13 protein-coding genes are annotated in these 13077 nt (G+C 67.1%); 6 read left to right on the forward strand and 7 right to left on the reverse strand.

Annotated elements, in window-relative coordinates; all coding sequences use genetic code 11:
* Positions 1-36: 36 nt before the first annotated feature.
* Together ACR9ZJ_RS16285 and ACR9ZJ_RS16290 are read right to left on the reverse strand one after the other, a co-directional pair.
* On the reverse strand, positions 37-2520 hold the full coding sequence (locus ACR9ZJ_RS16285) for an ABC transporter permease (protein WP_481288325.1): 2484 nt from the start codon (positions 2518-2520) through the stop codon (positions 37-39).
* Positions 2517-3203 carry an ABC transporter ATP-binding protein gene (locus ACR9ZJ_RS16290; protein WP_481288326.1) on the reverse strand — a complete coding sequence of 229 codons (687 nt, stop codon included), beginning with the start codon at positions 3201-3203 and terminating at the stop codon, positions 2517-2519. The genes ACR9ZJ_RS16285 and ACR9ZJ_RS16290 overlap by 4 nt, the downstream gene beginning before the upstream one ends.
* On the opposite strand from ACR9ZJ_RS16290, the gene ACR9ZJ_RS16295 reads away from it, so the two are divergent.
* The 3 genes from ACR9ZJ_RS16295 (at position 3202) to ACR9ZJ_RS16305 (ending at position 5676) form a co-directional block, all read left to right on the forward strand.
* A complete protein-coding gene (locus ACR9ZJ_RS16295) occupies positions 3202-3813 on the forward strand; it encodes an arylesterase (RefSeq protein WP_481281105.1) in 612 nt (203 codons plus the stop codon). The genes ACR9ZJ_RS16290 and ACR9ZJ_RS16295 overlap by 2 nt on opposite strands.
* A 118-nt stretch (positions 3814-3931) precedes the next feature.
* Entirely contained in the window at positions 3932-4657 is a 726-nt protein-coding gene (locus ACR9ZJ_RS16300) for a response regulator transcription factor (protein ID WP_306851562.1), read from the forward strand.
* A 26-nt stretch (positions 4658-4683) separates the two neighbouring features.
* Positions 4684-5676, forward strand: coding sequence for a sensor histidine kinase (locus ACR9ZJ_RS16305; protein ID WP_481281104.1), 993 nt, complete (start codon positions 4684-4686; stop codon positions 5674-5676).
* 125 nt (positions 5677-5801) lie between these two features.
* On the opposite strand, the gene ACR9ZJ_RS16310 is transcribed toward ACR9ZJ_RS16305, so the two are convergent.
* From ACR9ZJ_RS16310 to ACR9ZJ_RS16330, 5 genes are read right to left on the reverse strand one after another with little or no spacing between them, the layout of a single operon-like run.
* Complete coding sequence (locus ACR9ZJ_RS16310) at positions 5802-6260, reverse strand: thioredoxin domain-containing protein (protein ID WP_481288327.1); 459 nt, start codon at positions 6258-6260, stop codon at positions 5802-5804.
* Positions 6257-7447, reverse strand: coding sequence for an NHL repeat-containing protein (locus ACR9ZJ_RS16315; RefSeq protein ID WP_481288328.1), 1191 nt, complete (start codon positions 7445-7447; stop codon positions 6257-6259). The genes ACR9ZJ_RS16310 and ACR9ZJ_RS16315 overlap by 4 nt, the downstream gene beginning before the upstream one ends.
* A 2-nt stretch (positions 7448-7449) precedes the next feature.
* The gene (locus ACR9ZJ_RS16320) at positions 7450-8031 is read right to left on the reverse strand and encodes a response regulator transcription factor (protein WP_481288329.1); all 582 of its coding nucleotides are present in this window, start codon (positions 8029-8031) and stop codon (positions 7450-7452) included.
* Positions 8028-9323 carry an ATP-binding protein gene (locus tag ACR9ZJ_RS16325; RefSeq protein WP_481281100.1) on the reverse strand — a complete coding sequence of 432 codons (1296 nt, stop codon included), beginning with the start codon at positions 9321-9323 and terminating at the stop codon, positions 8028-8030. The genes ACR9ZJ_RS16320 and ACR9ZJ_RS16325 overlap by 4 nt, the downstream gene beginning before the upstream one ends.
* Positions 9324-9364: 41 nt before the next feature.
* Complete coding sequence (locus ACR9ZJ_RS16330; protein ID WP_481288330.1) at positions 9365-10900, reverse strand: peptide MFS transporter; 1536 nt, start codon at positions 10898-10900, stop codon at positions 9365-9367.
* Positions 10901-11199: 299 nt separating this feature from the next.
* On the opposite strand from ACR9ZJ_RS16330, the gene ACR9ZJ_RS16335 reads away from it, so the two are divergent.
* From ACR9ZJ_RS16335 to ACR9ZJ_RS16345, 3 genes are all read left to right on the forward strand, one after another.
* Positions 11200-11574 carry a diacylglycerol kinase gene (locus ACR9ZJ_RS16335; RefSeq protein ID WP_481281098.1) on the forward strand — a complete coding sequence of 125 codons (375 nt, stop codon included), beginning with the start codon at positions 11200-11202 and terminating at the stop codon, positions 11572-11574.
* Positions 11575-11660: 86 nt separating this feature from the next.
* Positions 11661-12284: a LemA family protein gene (locus ACR9ZJ_RS16340; protein WP_481281097.1), complete on the forward strand. Its 624-nt coding sequence runs from the start codon at positions 11661-11663 to the stop codon at positions 12282-12284.
* Positions 12284-13077, forward strand: a 794-nt coding sequence (locus tag ACR9ZJ_RS16345; RefSeq protein ID WP_481288331.1) for a TPM domain-containing protein, incomplete at its 3' end; no start/stop codon positions are given. The genes ACR9ZJ_RS16340 and ACR9ZJ_RS16345, both read left to right, overlap by 1 nt.

Here is a 13077-nt window from a genome sequence, read left to right on the forward strand (position 1 = left end):
ACCCCGGTCACCTCATTCCCGCAAACAACCCACGACTCACCCCTCCCGCAACAACGCCATTGGCGAGGTCCGCAACACCCGGCGCGTGCCGAACAACCCGATCGCCATCACCACCAGCGCCGCGAGCGCGGCGGCGCCTGCCAGCGGCCACAGCGGCGGCACGAAATGTTCGATGCGGAAGACGGCCTTGCCCAGCCATATGCCCGCCCCGGTCGCACCCAGCGCGGCAGTGAGGCCGGCGACCAGTCCCAGCAAGGCGAATTCGCAGGCCGCCGCGGCACGCAACTGGGCGCGCGTGGCGCCGAGCGTGCGCAACAGGGCGGCTTCCTTGCGACGTTCCTGGGCACTGGCGGCCAGCGCCGCCGCGAGCACCAGCGCGCCGGCGAGCAGGCTGAACCCGAGTACCCAGCGGACCGCGCTGCCGACCCGGTCGACGATTTCGCGCACGCGATCTAGCAAGGCATCGACGTCGATCAGGCTCAGGTTGCCGTACTCACGCGAAACCTTGGCCAGTTCGTCGGCATGGCCGCGCGGCAGGTAGAAACTGGTGAGCCAGGTATGCGGCAGTTCGCCGGCATGCGCCGGGTCCAGCAGCAGGAAGAAGTTGACCCGGAACGAACTCCAGTCCACCTTGCGCACGCTGCCCACGCGCGCATCCAGGGTGCCTTCTCCCACTTCGAAGCTCAGCGTGTCGCCCAGCTTCAGGTGGAAACGGTCGCGCCACGACGTGTCGACGGATACCTCCGCCCGCTCGGGCGAAGGACCTGGCCAGCGGCCTTCCACCACCTCGTTCGACGGTGGCAGCTGCGCACTCCACGACAGGCGCAGTTGGCGGTCCGCCGAATCCTTCGCCTCGCCATCCGCGAAGGCGATGCTGTCGATCGGCTTGCCGTTGATCGCGGTGAGCTTGCCCACCGCGAGCGGCATCATGTTGGTCCTCGTGGCGCCCATGCGATCCAGTGCCCGTGCGAATTCCTCGCGCTGATCGTCTTGCAGGTTCAGGGCGAACCAGTTCGGCGTATCCGCGGGAAGTTCGCGGCGCCATCCATCCAGCAACGACGGCGCGATCACGGCGAGCAGGAGCAACGCGCAAAGCCCGAGCGAAAGCGCCGTGGCCTGGACGAGCGAAAGGCCCCGGCGCCGGGCGAGGGCCGCCAGGCCGAGCCGCAGTGCCGGATGCGCGCCGGGAGCCACGCGCCGCGCTATCACCAGCAACAGCGCCGAGAGCAACGCCGCGACGAGAGCCACGCCCGCCAGGCTGGCGGCCAGGATGCCGGCCAGCTTGGCGGAGTCGCTCTGCACCCAGACCAGCGCGACGGCCGTGACGAGCGGCACGAGGTACAGCGCGTCGAAACGGCGCACGCGCCGCTGCATGGATTCGCGAAACACCGCCACGGGAGGCACTTCAGCCAGGCGTACGAGGGGAGGCAAGGCGAAACCAGCAAGCACGGCCAGGCCCATCGCGGCGGCCGCGAACGCCGGGCCGAGCGGCAAGGTGGTGGGGATGTTGTCGAACAGCTGGCGCGCGAAATACCACGCTCCCTGGGCAAGGCCCAGGGCGATGGCCATGCCCAGCGCGGCGGCCGGCAGGGCGAGCGCCGCGAGCGTGGTGACGAGCAGGGCCGCCACGCGCCGGCGCGGCGTGCCCAGGGCACGGAGCAGGGCCACTTCCGCGGCCTTGCGGCGTGCATAACGTGCGGAAGCCAGCGCGATCGCCACTCCGGCGAGCAAGGCGGAAAGCAGCGCGGTCAGGCGGAGGAAGGCGCTGGCGCGGTCGAACGCGGTGCGCATGCGCTCCTGCATCTTCTCGGGAGTGATCAGTTCGCCGCCCTGCGGCAGCGCGCCGCTTTCGACACGGGCGCGCCACGTCGCCACGGCGGCGGGTGGACCGGCCACGAGCAGGCGGTGGCGCGCGCGGCTACCCAGGGAAAGCAGGCCCGCTTCGCTGGCGTCGTCCAGGTTCATCAGCGCGCGTGGCGCGAGGGCGAACAATTCGCCGCCATCGGGCTGGCGTACCAGTTCGGCGGCCACGTGCAGGTCGCGGCCACCGATCTGGATCGCCTGGCCCGCCTGGATGCCGAGGCCGACCATCGCACGGTGGTCGAGGAATACTTCGCCCCGGGCGGGACCGCGGGCCGTGCGGTCGCGGCCGTCCGCGCCGCGGACCTCGAGGGTGCCACGCAGTGGGTAGGCGCTGTCCGTCGCCAGGACGTCGAGCAGCTGGCTACGTTCGCCGACGAAGGCCACGCTGCGGAACGCCGCGCCGCGTGTCGCGGCCAGGCCATCGGCACGCGCCGATCGCAGCATCGGTTCGGGCAGGGGCGCGGGAGCGGACACGCCGAGATCGCCACCGATCAGTTCGGCCGCGCTGGCCAATATGCCGCGCTCGATCCGGGTGGAAAGCGTCGCGACCACGCCCAGCGCGATGACCGCGAGGACCAGCGAGGCGGCCAGGGTGCGGAGCTCCACCAGGTGCCATTCACGTCGCAGCGTGCGCAGGGCCAGCCGGAAGACGTTCACGCGGGCACTCCGAGGCGGCCTTCGTGCAATTCCGCGGAGCGTGCACAACGGGCTGCGAGGCGCGCGTCGTGGGTGACCAGGATCAGGGTGGTGGCATGGTGCCGGTTCATCTCGAAGAGCAGGTCGCCGATATGTTCGCCGGTGTGCTGGTCCAGGTTGCCGGTGGGCTCGTCGGCGAACAGGATGCGCGGGCGGTGGACGAAGGCGCGGGCCAGCGCGACGCGTTGCTGTTCCCCACCGGAGAGTTGGGCCGGATAGTGCCGGCGCCGCGCGCCGAGGCCGACCGAGTCCAGTGCCGCATGGGCACGCTCGCGGGCGCCGTTGTCGCCCTCCAGTTCCAGGGGGAGCATCACGTTTTCCTCGGCCGTCAGCGCCGGGAGCAGGTGGAACGACTGGAAGACGAAGCCCACCAGCCGCCGCCGGATCGCCGCCCGGGCCTCCTCGTCCATGCTTTCCAGCGGCTGGCCGTCGAGACGGATGCTGCCCGCCGTGGGAACATCCAGTCCGGCCAGCAGTCCGAGCAGGGTCGTCTTGCCCGAACCGGATGCCCCCACGATGGCGAAGCTCTCGCCTTCCGCGACGCGCAGGTTGACGCCGGAGAGGATGTCCAGCTGGCCCTCGGGCCCGAAAACCGACTTGCTAACATCCGCTACTTCGAGAAGAACACGGGAAGAATCGCTCATGCGTCGTTGCCTGGTCCTGTTGCTGTTCGTCTGGTGCGCCATCGCCTCCGCGGCGGATACGCCGCGCAAGGTGCTGGTGCTCGGGGACTCGTTGTCGGCGGCGCACAACATTCCGGTGGAGGCCGGCTGGGTGCGTTTGCTGGACGCGCGCACCTCGAAGATGGCGACGCCATGGACGATGGTCAATGCCAGCATCAGTGGGGAAACGTCCCTGAGCGGCCGTAACCGGCTGCCCGGGCTGCTCGAGAAGCAGCGGCCGGGAGTGGTCGTGATCGAGCTGGGTGCGAACGACGGCCTGCAAGGCCTCCCCCTGGGCAAGCTCGCGGACAACCTCGATGCGATGATCGGCGCCGCCACGCGCGCCGGGGCGAAGGTGCTCCTCCTCGGCATCGAATTGCCGGTGAACTACGGCCCCCAATACCGCGACGGGCTACGCAAGGTCTACGTGGACGCGGCCAAGAAACACGGCGTGACGCTGGTGCCATTCCTGCTCGACGGCGTGGCCCTGGATCCGGCCCTCATGCAGGACGACGGACTGCACCCGACGGCTGCCGGCGAACCTCGCGTCGCGGAGAACGTATGGACGGCGCTAAGCCCGATGCTCCGCTAGACGACGCTGTCTCCACGTTGCGTTACCCACAATGAATCCTTGTTTTCGGTCTTCACGCTGTTCTCACCGGTCCGACCGTTAACTCTTCACATTTGTGAATCACCAGAGGAGTGGAGCGATGAGCAACGACGTACAGGCGGGTTTGATCCTTCTCGTCGAGGACAATCGCCAGATCGCCGAGATGGTCGGTGAGTTCCTCGAACGCAGGGGGTACTCGGTCGACTACGCCGCCGATGGCGTCAGTGGCCTGCATCTGGCGGTTTCCAACAGCTACGACGTCATCGTGCTGGATCTCATGCTGCCGGGCATGGATGGCCTGGACGTGTGCCGCAAGTTGCGCAAGGACGGCAAGAAGTCCACGCCGGTGCTGATGCTCACGGCGCGCGACACGCTGGAAGACAAACTGGTGGGCCTGGAGGCCGGAGCCGACGACTACCTCGTGAAGCCTTTCGAGGTACGCGAGCTGGAAGCGCGCCTGCGTGCCCTGATCCGGCGCGACCGCCGCCAGGTCTCGTCCGAGGTTCTCAACGTGGGCGACATGACCCTCGACACCGCCACCTTGCGCCTCACCCGTGGCGGCCAGGAACTCACCGTCTCGCCGATCGGCCTGAAACTTCTCGCCATCCTCATGCGCGAATCCCCGCGGGTCGTAAGCCGTCGCGATATCGAACGGGAAATCTGGGGCGATACGCTGCCCGATTCCGACACGCTGCGTTCGCACCTGTACAACCTGCGCCGCGTGATCGACAAGCCGTTCGACCGGCCACTGCTGCACACGATCCACTCCGCAGGGTACCGGTTGGCCGACCTCGATTCCGAAGTCGCTGCGTCGCAGACGGCATGAAGCGGGGGCGGGTTCGGAACTGATCGATGGAAGGCAGGGCATCGCAGGGGACCAGGCGCCGGCGCGGATCGTTCCGCGCGCGTGTCGCGATCGTCTTCGCACTGCAGACGGCCGTCGTGATCATCGCTTCGTTGATGGCGGCGAACAATGTCGCCCCCATCGGCGCGGCGATCGCGATCATGCTTTGTTCCGGCGGCCTTGCCTGGCTCGCGGTGTCGCGTGAGTGGATTCCCGTGGCGGCGCTGGCGCGCCTGTTGGAAGGCTGGGACCCCGATCGTCCCGACATGGAAGGCCTGGATCGCGAGAACGGGAGGCATCCCGATGGCGATGTCTCGTCGCTGATCCGCGGATTGCACGGCCTCGCCTCGCGTATCGAAGGCTTCGGCGAGCGCGAGCGCAACTTCACCCGGGACGCCAGCCATGAGTTGCGCAGCCCCCTCACCGTCATCAAGATGTCTTCCGACATGCTTGCCGACGAGATCGACCTTTCGGATTTCGGGCATCGCTCGCTGGAGCGCATTCGCCGCTCCACGCGCGAACTGGAAGCGCTGGTCGAGGCTTTCCTCATCCTCTCGCGTGAGTCCGACCAGGGCCTCGCGGAAGAAGACTTCGTGGTGAACAGCGTGTTGCGCCAGGAAGTGGATTATGCGCGCGAACTGATCGCGGGACGTCCGGTGGAGTTGATCCTCGACGAGCCGGCGAGTTTCGCGTTGCACGCTTCGCCGCGGGTCTTCGCGGTGCTCTGTGGCCAGTTGATCCGGCATGCCTTGCAGCAGACCGACCAGGGCACGATCGTCGTCACGGTGATGCCCGGCAGCGTGAGCGTGATCAACCCCGCACTCGATATGCCCGAAGCCGGCAGCCGCCGGCATGCATCGGTCGACCGGCACGGGTTCGACCTGGCGATCGCGCGTCGGCTCTCGGACCGGTTCCAGTGGCCGCTGGAGTTGCGTTCCTTGCCCGGGGCCAGTCGCATCGCCAGTGTGCGGTTTCCGCATCCGCAGCCGGTGGAAGCCTGAGGCCAGGTTGTATCGCCGACAGGGTCGGCTCCCACCATCAGAGGCGATCGCCGGGCTGCCTGGTGGAAACCCATCAAGCCCGCCGGCTCTGGTGGGAGCCGACCCTGTCGGCGATGGGTGCGCTCTCAGTCCACCAGCTTCGCGATACGCCCCGCATCCAACGCCCCACTCACCGCCTCGCGCGTCCCATCCGCCCTGATCGCCAACGTCCGCGGCGTCTCCCCGCCCCATGTCGGATCGATAAGGAAATTGATCCGTTCCGGTGTCGCGTCCGCGTAGGCGCGCGAGGGCACGGCATCGAGCTTCGCCGCCTTCAGGCGTGCCTCCAATGCGGCACGCTCTCCGATGGGATCGGTGGCGACGAAGACCAGATCCACGTTCGCATGGCTGCGTTGGAATGCAAGCAGCGCCGCGAGGTTCTCCTCGCAGTAGGCGCAATCCAGCGACCACAGCGCCACGATGCGCACGCCCTTGCCGGGTGGAGCGATGAGCGCCTTCGTGTCGGCCGCGGTCAATACGGTGGGAGCGGCGGCGGACGCCGCTGCCGGGAACAGGAAGATGAGCGCGGCGAACCAGTACCTCATAACAGTTCCGTCGGCACCAGCCGGAAGTGTCCGTCGGGATTCCAGCCGACGAAGGCGCGGTGCCGCCAGAGCAGCAGCTTCGGCCAACCCGATCCGCCATCGACGTGGGCGATGGCGCGTGCCTCCGCGAAGGTCGCGCCGCCATCGGACGATTCGCGCAGCATCAGCTCCACTCCCTTCGCCGATACCTGGTGGTAGGCGATCCACACGTGCTTCCCATCCACCGCGATATCGGCATGGGAGGCCCCCGCCGCAGCGACCGTGGCGAGGTGCGCGGGCTTGTCGCCGGGATGCAGCTGTCCGTACCAGATCGTCGCCTTGCCATCGGCCGCGCTGAACCAGACGGCGTGGCGCGTTCCCGCCGTGTCGATCGCGAGCGAGGGGCCGTGGTGCGGACAGCCTTCGATATGCCATTGGGTGAAGGTGGCGCGTTCCACCTTCGGCATGCCCTTGCCGACGGGAAGATCGGCGAAGGCGTGGTCGCGGATGTTGTCGCCGTAGATCGCACGGAAGAACGCGTCGATCGTGCCGTCGGGTGCCCGCGCCAGCGCGATGCGGCAGCACTCGCAACTTTCATCGACGATCTTGCGCTCGGGCGCGAACGTGGCGCCGCGGTCGCTCGACCAGCTGTAATAAGTGGCGGCGCCCAGGTAGGGCTTGCCGCTCGCCTTGGCCGCTTCGACATCGCGCTTGTCGATCCACGCGACGATCACGTTGCCCTTGCCGTCGACGGCGAGCGAATCGAAACGGTGAGTGATCTCGGCGCGATCGGCGTGCACGGTCATGGGCGTATCGAAATGCGCGCCGCCGTCGAGGGATCGCGAAAAGCGTACGAAACCCGTCCACGGAAGCTTGCGTGGTTGTGACCAGCTGACGTAAAGCTCGCCCTTCGGGCCCAGCGCGATCTTCGGTCGGTTCTCGCCCTCGGCGTAAAGGGGCTCGCCGATGGGATTGACGATGGTGGACGTGGCGAAGCTGCGGCCCATGTCATCGGATCGCCGCGCGCGGACATGCTCGCCTACCGTGTCGACCACCCAGAGATGGCCCGCCGCATCGAACGTGGCGTCGAAGCCCAACGGGGCCTCGTGGCCCATCGTCATGCCGGCCATGCCGTCATGCGCCTGCGCCTGCGCCATGGTGGCGCTGGCGAGGACCGAAGCGAAAACAAGGGCGATGAACTGGCGCATGGTCAATGCTCGTCGGGACGTTCGCGCACCGGATGCTTGCTGAGCTTGCGCTGCAGCGTGCGGCGGTGCATGCCGAGGCGACGCGCCGTTTCTGAGATATTGCCTTCGCATTCGGTCAGCACGCGCTGGATGTGTTCCCACTCGAGCCGGCGCAGCGGCAACGGGGCATCGGGTGCGTCGACCAGGTCGTCGAGATCGGCGGGGCCGGCATCGCCATCGAGCAGGGCGCGGACCACGGCGTCCGCATCCACCGGTTTGGCCAGGTAATCGTGGGCGCCGCGCTTGATGGCCTCCACGGCGGTGGCGATCGACGCATAGCCGGTGAGCAGCAGCACGCGCATGTCGGGGACCAGCGACTGCAACTCGGGTATGAGGCGCAAGCCGTTCTCGTCGCCGAGCTTCAGGTCGAGCACGCAGTACCGAGGCTGGTGGCGGCGGGCGAGGGCCCGCGCGTCGTCGGCGTTGCCGCAACCGATCACGTCGAATCCGCGCGAGGTGAGGGCGCGGCCCAGTACACGGGCGAACGTGGCGTCGTCATCGACGATCAACAGCGGGCGCCCGCCGGGTGGAACGAGGTCGTTCATGCATGGTCTCCAATGACCGGAAGGGGCAGGCGCAGGCGCATTTGCGCACCGTGGCCGGTATTGCTCGCGGAGAGTTCGCCATCGAGGCGTTCGGCGGTGGCTTCGGCCAGGGCGAGGCCGATGCCGAGGCCGGTCGCTTTCTGCGACAGCCCGAGCGTTCCCAGCTCGTCGAATTCGTCGAAACCCGGGCCTTCGTCGGTGACCACCAGTTCGAGCCACGGCCCGACGATGCCGACCCCGAGGGTGACGGCGGTGCTTTCGTTCAGCGCGGAAGCGTCGGCGGCGTTATTGAGCAGGTTGATGAGGGCGTGACGCAACCCCGGCGGCGAACGGAGTGCGATACGGCCGGCGCCGGGTTCGAGCTGGAGGGACACGTCGGCCTCGGGCCTCAGCAATTGGAAGCGCTCCAGGCAGCCGTGGACGAACTCGTCCAGGGTGACCTTCTCGGGCACCTGCGACAGCTGTGCCTGGCCGAAGGCGACCATCTCGCGGAGGATCGTGCGGCAGCGTTCGACCTGGCCCTGGAGCAGGTCGAGGTCCTCGCCCAGCGCGTTGTCGGTGGCGTGTTCGCGGCGGATCTCCGGCAGGAGCGTGCGCATCGTCGACAGCGGCGTGTTCAGTTCGTGCGCGGCGCCGGCCGCCTGGGTGGCGATGGCCAGGATGCCCTCGTCGCGCAGCGCGCGCTCACGCACGCGCTGGACTTCACCCTGCTGCACCCGGATCGCCTTGGCCAGGTTGCTGATGAAGACGCCGAGCAGGATCGCCATGATGACGAAGTTGACCCCCATGCCCGCGACGTACAGGTCGAAGTCGAGGCTCTTGCTGCCCAGCGTGGGCAGCGGCAGGTGATAGGGCACCAGCAGCACGTACGCCACGCCGGTGAGGATCGCCACGAGCGACACCCCGGCGATCGACAGCGCCGCCGCCGACAGCGCGATCGGCACCAGCAAGAGCGTGACGAAGGGATTCGCCGCGCCACCGGTGAAATAGAGCAGGTAGCCGAGAACCAGCGTGTCGGCCGCGATATGCACGATGGCCTCGCCCTCGCTGACCTTCCATGGCATCCCCAGCCGGAACGACGCCGCGGCGGCGAAGACCGCGAGCACGCACACGCCGATCATCAACGGCAGGAGGGGGATATCCAGCTTGAGCAGCGTGACGCAGGAAAGGATCGCCACGCTCTGGCCGGCGATGGCACACAGGCGGAGCCAGGCGAGGGTGCGCGCGAGCGCGAAGGGACCGGAGCGGGACGATGGCATGCGCAGATTGTCGCTCACGGTAAGTCTCTTCATGGCGAAAGGGCCGCTCCGCGAGGGAGCGGCCCTTCACCGCGTCACAGGTCTTCGTTGTGTACGGGCGGCACCGGCGGCACGTTCGCCAGCGTGTGGTTCAGCGACAGCTTCTTCATCAACGGCAGCATGCCCACGGCGATGGCCGTGCAGAGCAGGCCCACGAAGCCGAGCTTGTTGAACAGGCTGGTGTAGATCGCCAGCGACTCCAGCGGGTTCGTGATGTTGTCCGGGATGGCGGCGTAGTTGGCGACGACGCTGCCGATGTACTGGGAGACACCGGATGCCACGTAGTAGGCACCCATCATGAAGCCACCCATGCGCGCCGGCACGTAGCGGGCGATCATGGCCAGGCCGAGGCCGCTCACCAGCACTTCGCCCAGCGAATACAGGCCGTAGCCCCAGACCATGTACCACGACGAGATCGCCCCGTTGACGGCGGTGGTCGCACCCAGCCCGTACATGAAGAAGCCGGCGGCGACGGCGGCGAAGCCGAGCGCGAACTTGGCCGCGACCGGGAAGTCCTTGCCATGCTTGCCCAGGGAGTTGTAGATCCAGACCAGGATCGGCGAAAGGATGACGATCCAGATCGCGTTGAGCGACTGGAACTGTTCCGGAATCCAGCGGAACAGCTGGAAGCCGAACAGGTTGAAGTCGAGGTCGACGTTGCGCTGGGCGAAAAGGTTCAGCGAGGTCGACATCTGCTGGTAGAAAATGAAGAAGAAGATCGTCTGCACCGTCAGCACCAGCGCGGCGATGAGACCGGCGCGTTCGCCCGGTTCGCTGGAGCGGATCAGGTGGACGAAGATGCCGAGGATGACGATGCCGGCCGCGTAGACGCAGGCCTCCGCCACGCCCTGGTTCTGCAGGATGTACGCCGAGGCGGCGATGATGAGCAGGCCGCCCACGATCACGCCCAGGACGTTCTTCAGCACCGGCGGCCGCTCGTCGCAGTCCGAGCCGATGTGGGCCAGGGTGCGGCGCATGAAGAAGTAGTTGACCAGGCCGAGGATCAGGCCGATCGAGCAGACGCCGAAGGCGGTATGCCAGCCCAGCGCATCGCCGTAGTGCTCGCCGACGTAGTCGCGGATCCATGGGGTGAGCAACATCGAGATCGTCGAGCCGATGTTCACCGCCATGTAGTAGATGGTGAAGGCGCTGTCGATGCGGACTTCGTCGCCCTCGTAGATCTTGCGCACGAGATTGCCCGCGTTGGGCTTGAACAGGCCGTTGCCGAGGATGATCACGCCCAGGGCGAGATACAGGAAATACGTGTTGTTGGTCGGTATCCAGAGCAAGGCATAGCCGAACATCAGGACGACCGCGCCGGTGAGCATCGTGCGGCGCGTGCCGAGGAATTTGTCGCCGATCCAGCCGCCGATGGCCGGGGTGGCGTAGATCAGGGCGGAAGCCGCGCCCCAGACGAGGTTGGCGTCGACGTCGGCGAAGCCGAGCTTCTTCACCATATAGGTGACCATCAGCACCTGCATGCCGTAGAAGCCGAATCGCTCCCACATCTCGATGAGGAAGACCGTACTGAAGGACTTGGTCTGTGAAACAGGCGGGTTCTGGATGGACATGTATTTTCCGGACACATTGGAAACAGCGAACCGGGCTTTTCGACCCGGTTCCCGTCGCCGTGACCCTGAACGGATCACAACCGTTCAAGCGTAATACAAATGGTCCGCCCGGTTGTGTTGCGGCGCCAGAGGGGCGCGTCGATTCGCCACGGCCATGCGCCGTAAGCCGGACCCAAGGCGGGCTGTGGCATGATACCGGGCCATTCCCGTCCTCCCTTCCAGACCCGATGCCGCAGTGCACGCAAAATTTTGTCGTCCGGACCCTGCTTCGGGCCCTGGGCCCGGTGGCCTGACCGCCCATGGCCTCGACGGAGCGGCGCGGGCCGCGGCAGATCTATGCGGCGTTCCAGTGGTCCATGAAGGGGCTGAGGGCCGCCTTCCGGCACGAAGCTTCCTTTCGGCTTGAGGTTTTTCTCGCCGTCGTGATCGTTCCACTCGGCCTTTGGCTGGGCCACGGAGCGGTCGAGAAGATCGTCCTGATCACCTTCCCGATCCTGGTCCTCTCGGCCGAGTTGCTCAATTCAGCGATCGAGGCGGTGGTGGACAAGGTCAGCCCGGAATTCCACGAACTGGCCGGTCGGGCCAAGGACATGGGTTCGGCGGCCGTTTTCCTGCTGTTGACGATGGTGGTGGTGAGCTGGGGCCTGATCCTCGGCCCCCGGTTCCTCGGCTGACCCGCCCCCGGGAAGATCCGCTCGTTATCCGCCAGCCATGGCTTTAGGGTAAGTTGTTGCGGGCACACCTCAAGGAACCGTCCGCCATGAAGACACTCGTCCGCGCTTTCGCACTCGTACTTTTCGCCGGATTCCTCTCCGGCTGCGGCTACAACGCCATCCAGCGCGAGGACGAGGCGGTAAAGGCCGCCTGGTCCGAAGTACTGAACCAGTACCAGCGCCGCGCCGACCTGGTGCCCAACCTGGTCAATACCGTGAAGGGCTACGCCCAGCACGAGGAGCGTGTGCTCACCGAGGTGACCAACGCCCGAGCGAAGGTCGGCCAGACGCAGATCACCCCGGAACTGCTCAACGATCCCGAGGCGCTGGCCAAGTTCCAGGCCGCCCAGGGCCAGCTGACCAGCGCGCTCTCGCGCCTGATGGTGGTCAGCGAGAACTATCCGCAGCTCAAGGCCGACGGGTCCTTCCGTGACCTGCAAGCCCAGCTCGAAGGGACGGAAAACCGCATCACCGTCGCCCGTAACCGCTACGTCGCCGCCGTGCAGTCGTACAACACGCTGATCCGCTCGTTCCCGAACAACCTGACCGCCAAGGTCATGGGTTACCAGGTCAAGCCGAACTTCAGCGTCGAGAACGAGAAAGCGATCTCGACCGCGCCGACCGTCGATTTCGGCAGCAATCCGGCCCCGGCTTCCTCGGCCGGCCACTGATGCGCCGTTTCGCGGCGGGGCTGCTGTTCGCCATCGCCCTGCTGGTGCCGCCCCTGGCGGCACTGGCGGACGACGCCGTCGTGCCGAAGCTCACCCGCCATGTCACCGACCTCACCGGTACGTTGACACCGGAACAGGTCGACCAACTGGACGCACGGCTGGTCGCCCTGGAGAAGGCGAAGGGATCCCAGGTCGTCGTCGTGATGGTGCCCACCACACAACCCGACGACTTGGAAGGTTATTCGCTCAAGGTCGCGGAGACCAACAAGGTGGGCCGCGAAGGACCGGACGACGGCGTGCTGCTCCTGCTGGCCAAGAACGACCGGCGCGTCCGCATCGAAGTCGGCTATGGCCTGGAAGGCGCGCTGCCCGACGCCATCGCCTCGCGGATCATCCGTGAGTACATGGCGCCGAAGCTCCGCGCCAACGATTACTACGGCGGTATCGACGAGGCGCTCAACGCGATCACCCAGATCGTGCAAGGCGAAGCGCTTCCCGCACCGGTCGCTCCCGATGAAAGCCACGAGAAGCGACGCGGTGGAGGAAGCGGGCTGCTCCTGCCGCTTATCTTCGGCGTGATCTTCCTGCGCGGCATCCTCGGTCGAGCGCCCCTGGGCGTGCGCATGCCGCTGGGTGGGGCGATCACGGGCGGTCTCGGCTGGCTGTTCCTGCATTCCATTCTCGGCGGCGTGCTCGGCCTCGTCGCCGGCGCCGTCCTGATGGCCATTCCCTTCGGTGCCGGCCGTTCTATCGGCGGCGGTGGCTGGGGTGGATTCGGTGGTGGTGGCTTCGG

The organism is Luteibacter sp. KNZ12-1A (assembly GCF_056755675.1).

Coding starts and splice junctions, on each gene's coding strand:
- ACR9ZJ_RS16300 (WP_306851562.1), top strand. CDS start 3,932: ATGAGCAACGACGTACAGGCGGGTTTGATCCTTCTCGTCGAGGACAAT.
- ACR9ZJ_RS16315 (WP_481288328.1), bottom strand. CDS start 7,447: ATGCGCCAGTTCATCGCCCTTGTTTTCGCTTCGGTCCTCGCCAGCGCC.
- ACR9ZJ_RS16330 (WP_481288330.1), bottom strand. CDS start 10,900: ATGTCCATCCAGAACCCGCCTGTTTCACAGACCAAGTCCTTCAGTACG.
- ACR9ZJ_RS16335 (WP_481281098.1), top strand. CDS start 11,200: ATGGCCTCGACGGAGCGGCGCGGGCCGCGGCAGATCTATGCGGCGTTC.
- ACR9ZJ_RS16340 (WP_481281097.1), top strand. CDS start 11,661: ATGAAGACACTCGTCCGCGCTTTCGCACTCGTACTTTTCGCCGGATTC.
- ACR9ZJ_RS16320 (WP_481288329.1), bottom strand. CDS start 8,031: ATGAACGACCTCGTTCCACCCGGCGGGCGCCCGCTGTTGATCGTCGAT.
- ACR9ZJ_RS16295 (WP_481281105.1), top strand. CDS start 3,202: ATGCGTCGTTGCCTGGTCCTGTTGCTGTTCGTCTGGTGCGCCATCGCC.
- ACR9ZJ_RS16325 (WP_481281100.1), bottom strand. CDS start 9,323: ATGAAGAGACTTACCGTGAGCGACAATCTGCGCATGCCATCGTCCCGC.
- ACR9ZJ_RS16290 (WP_481288326.1), bottom strand. CDS start 3,203: ATGAGCGATTCTTCCCGTGTTCTTCTCGAAGTAGCGGATGTTAGCAAG.
- ACR9ZJ_RS16310 (WP_481288327.1), bottom strand. CDS start 6,260: ATGAGGTACTGGTTCGCCGCGCTCATCTTCCTGTTCCCGGCAGCGGCG.
- ACR9ZJ_RS16305 (WP_481281104.1), top strand. CDS start 4,684: ATGGAAGGCAGGGCATCGCAGGGGACCAGGCGCCGGCGCGGATCGTTC.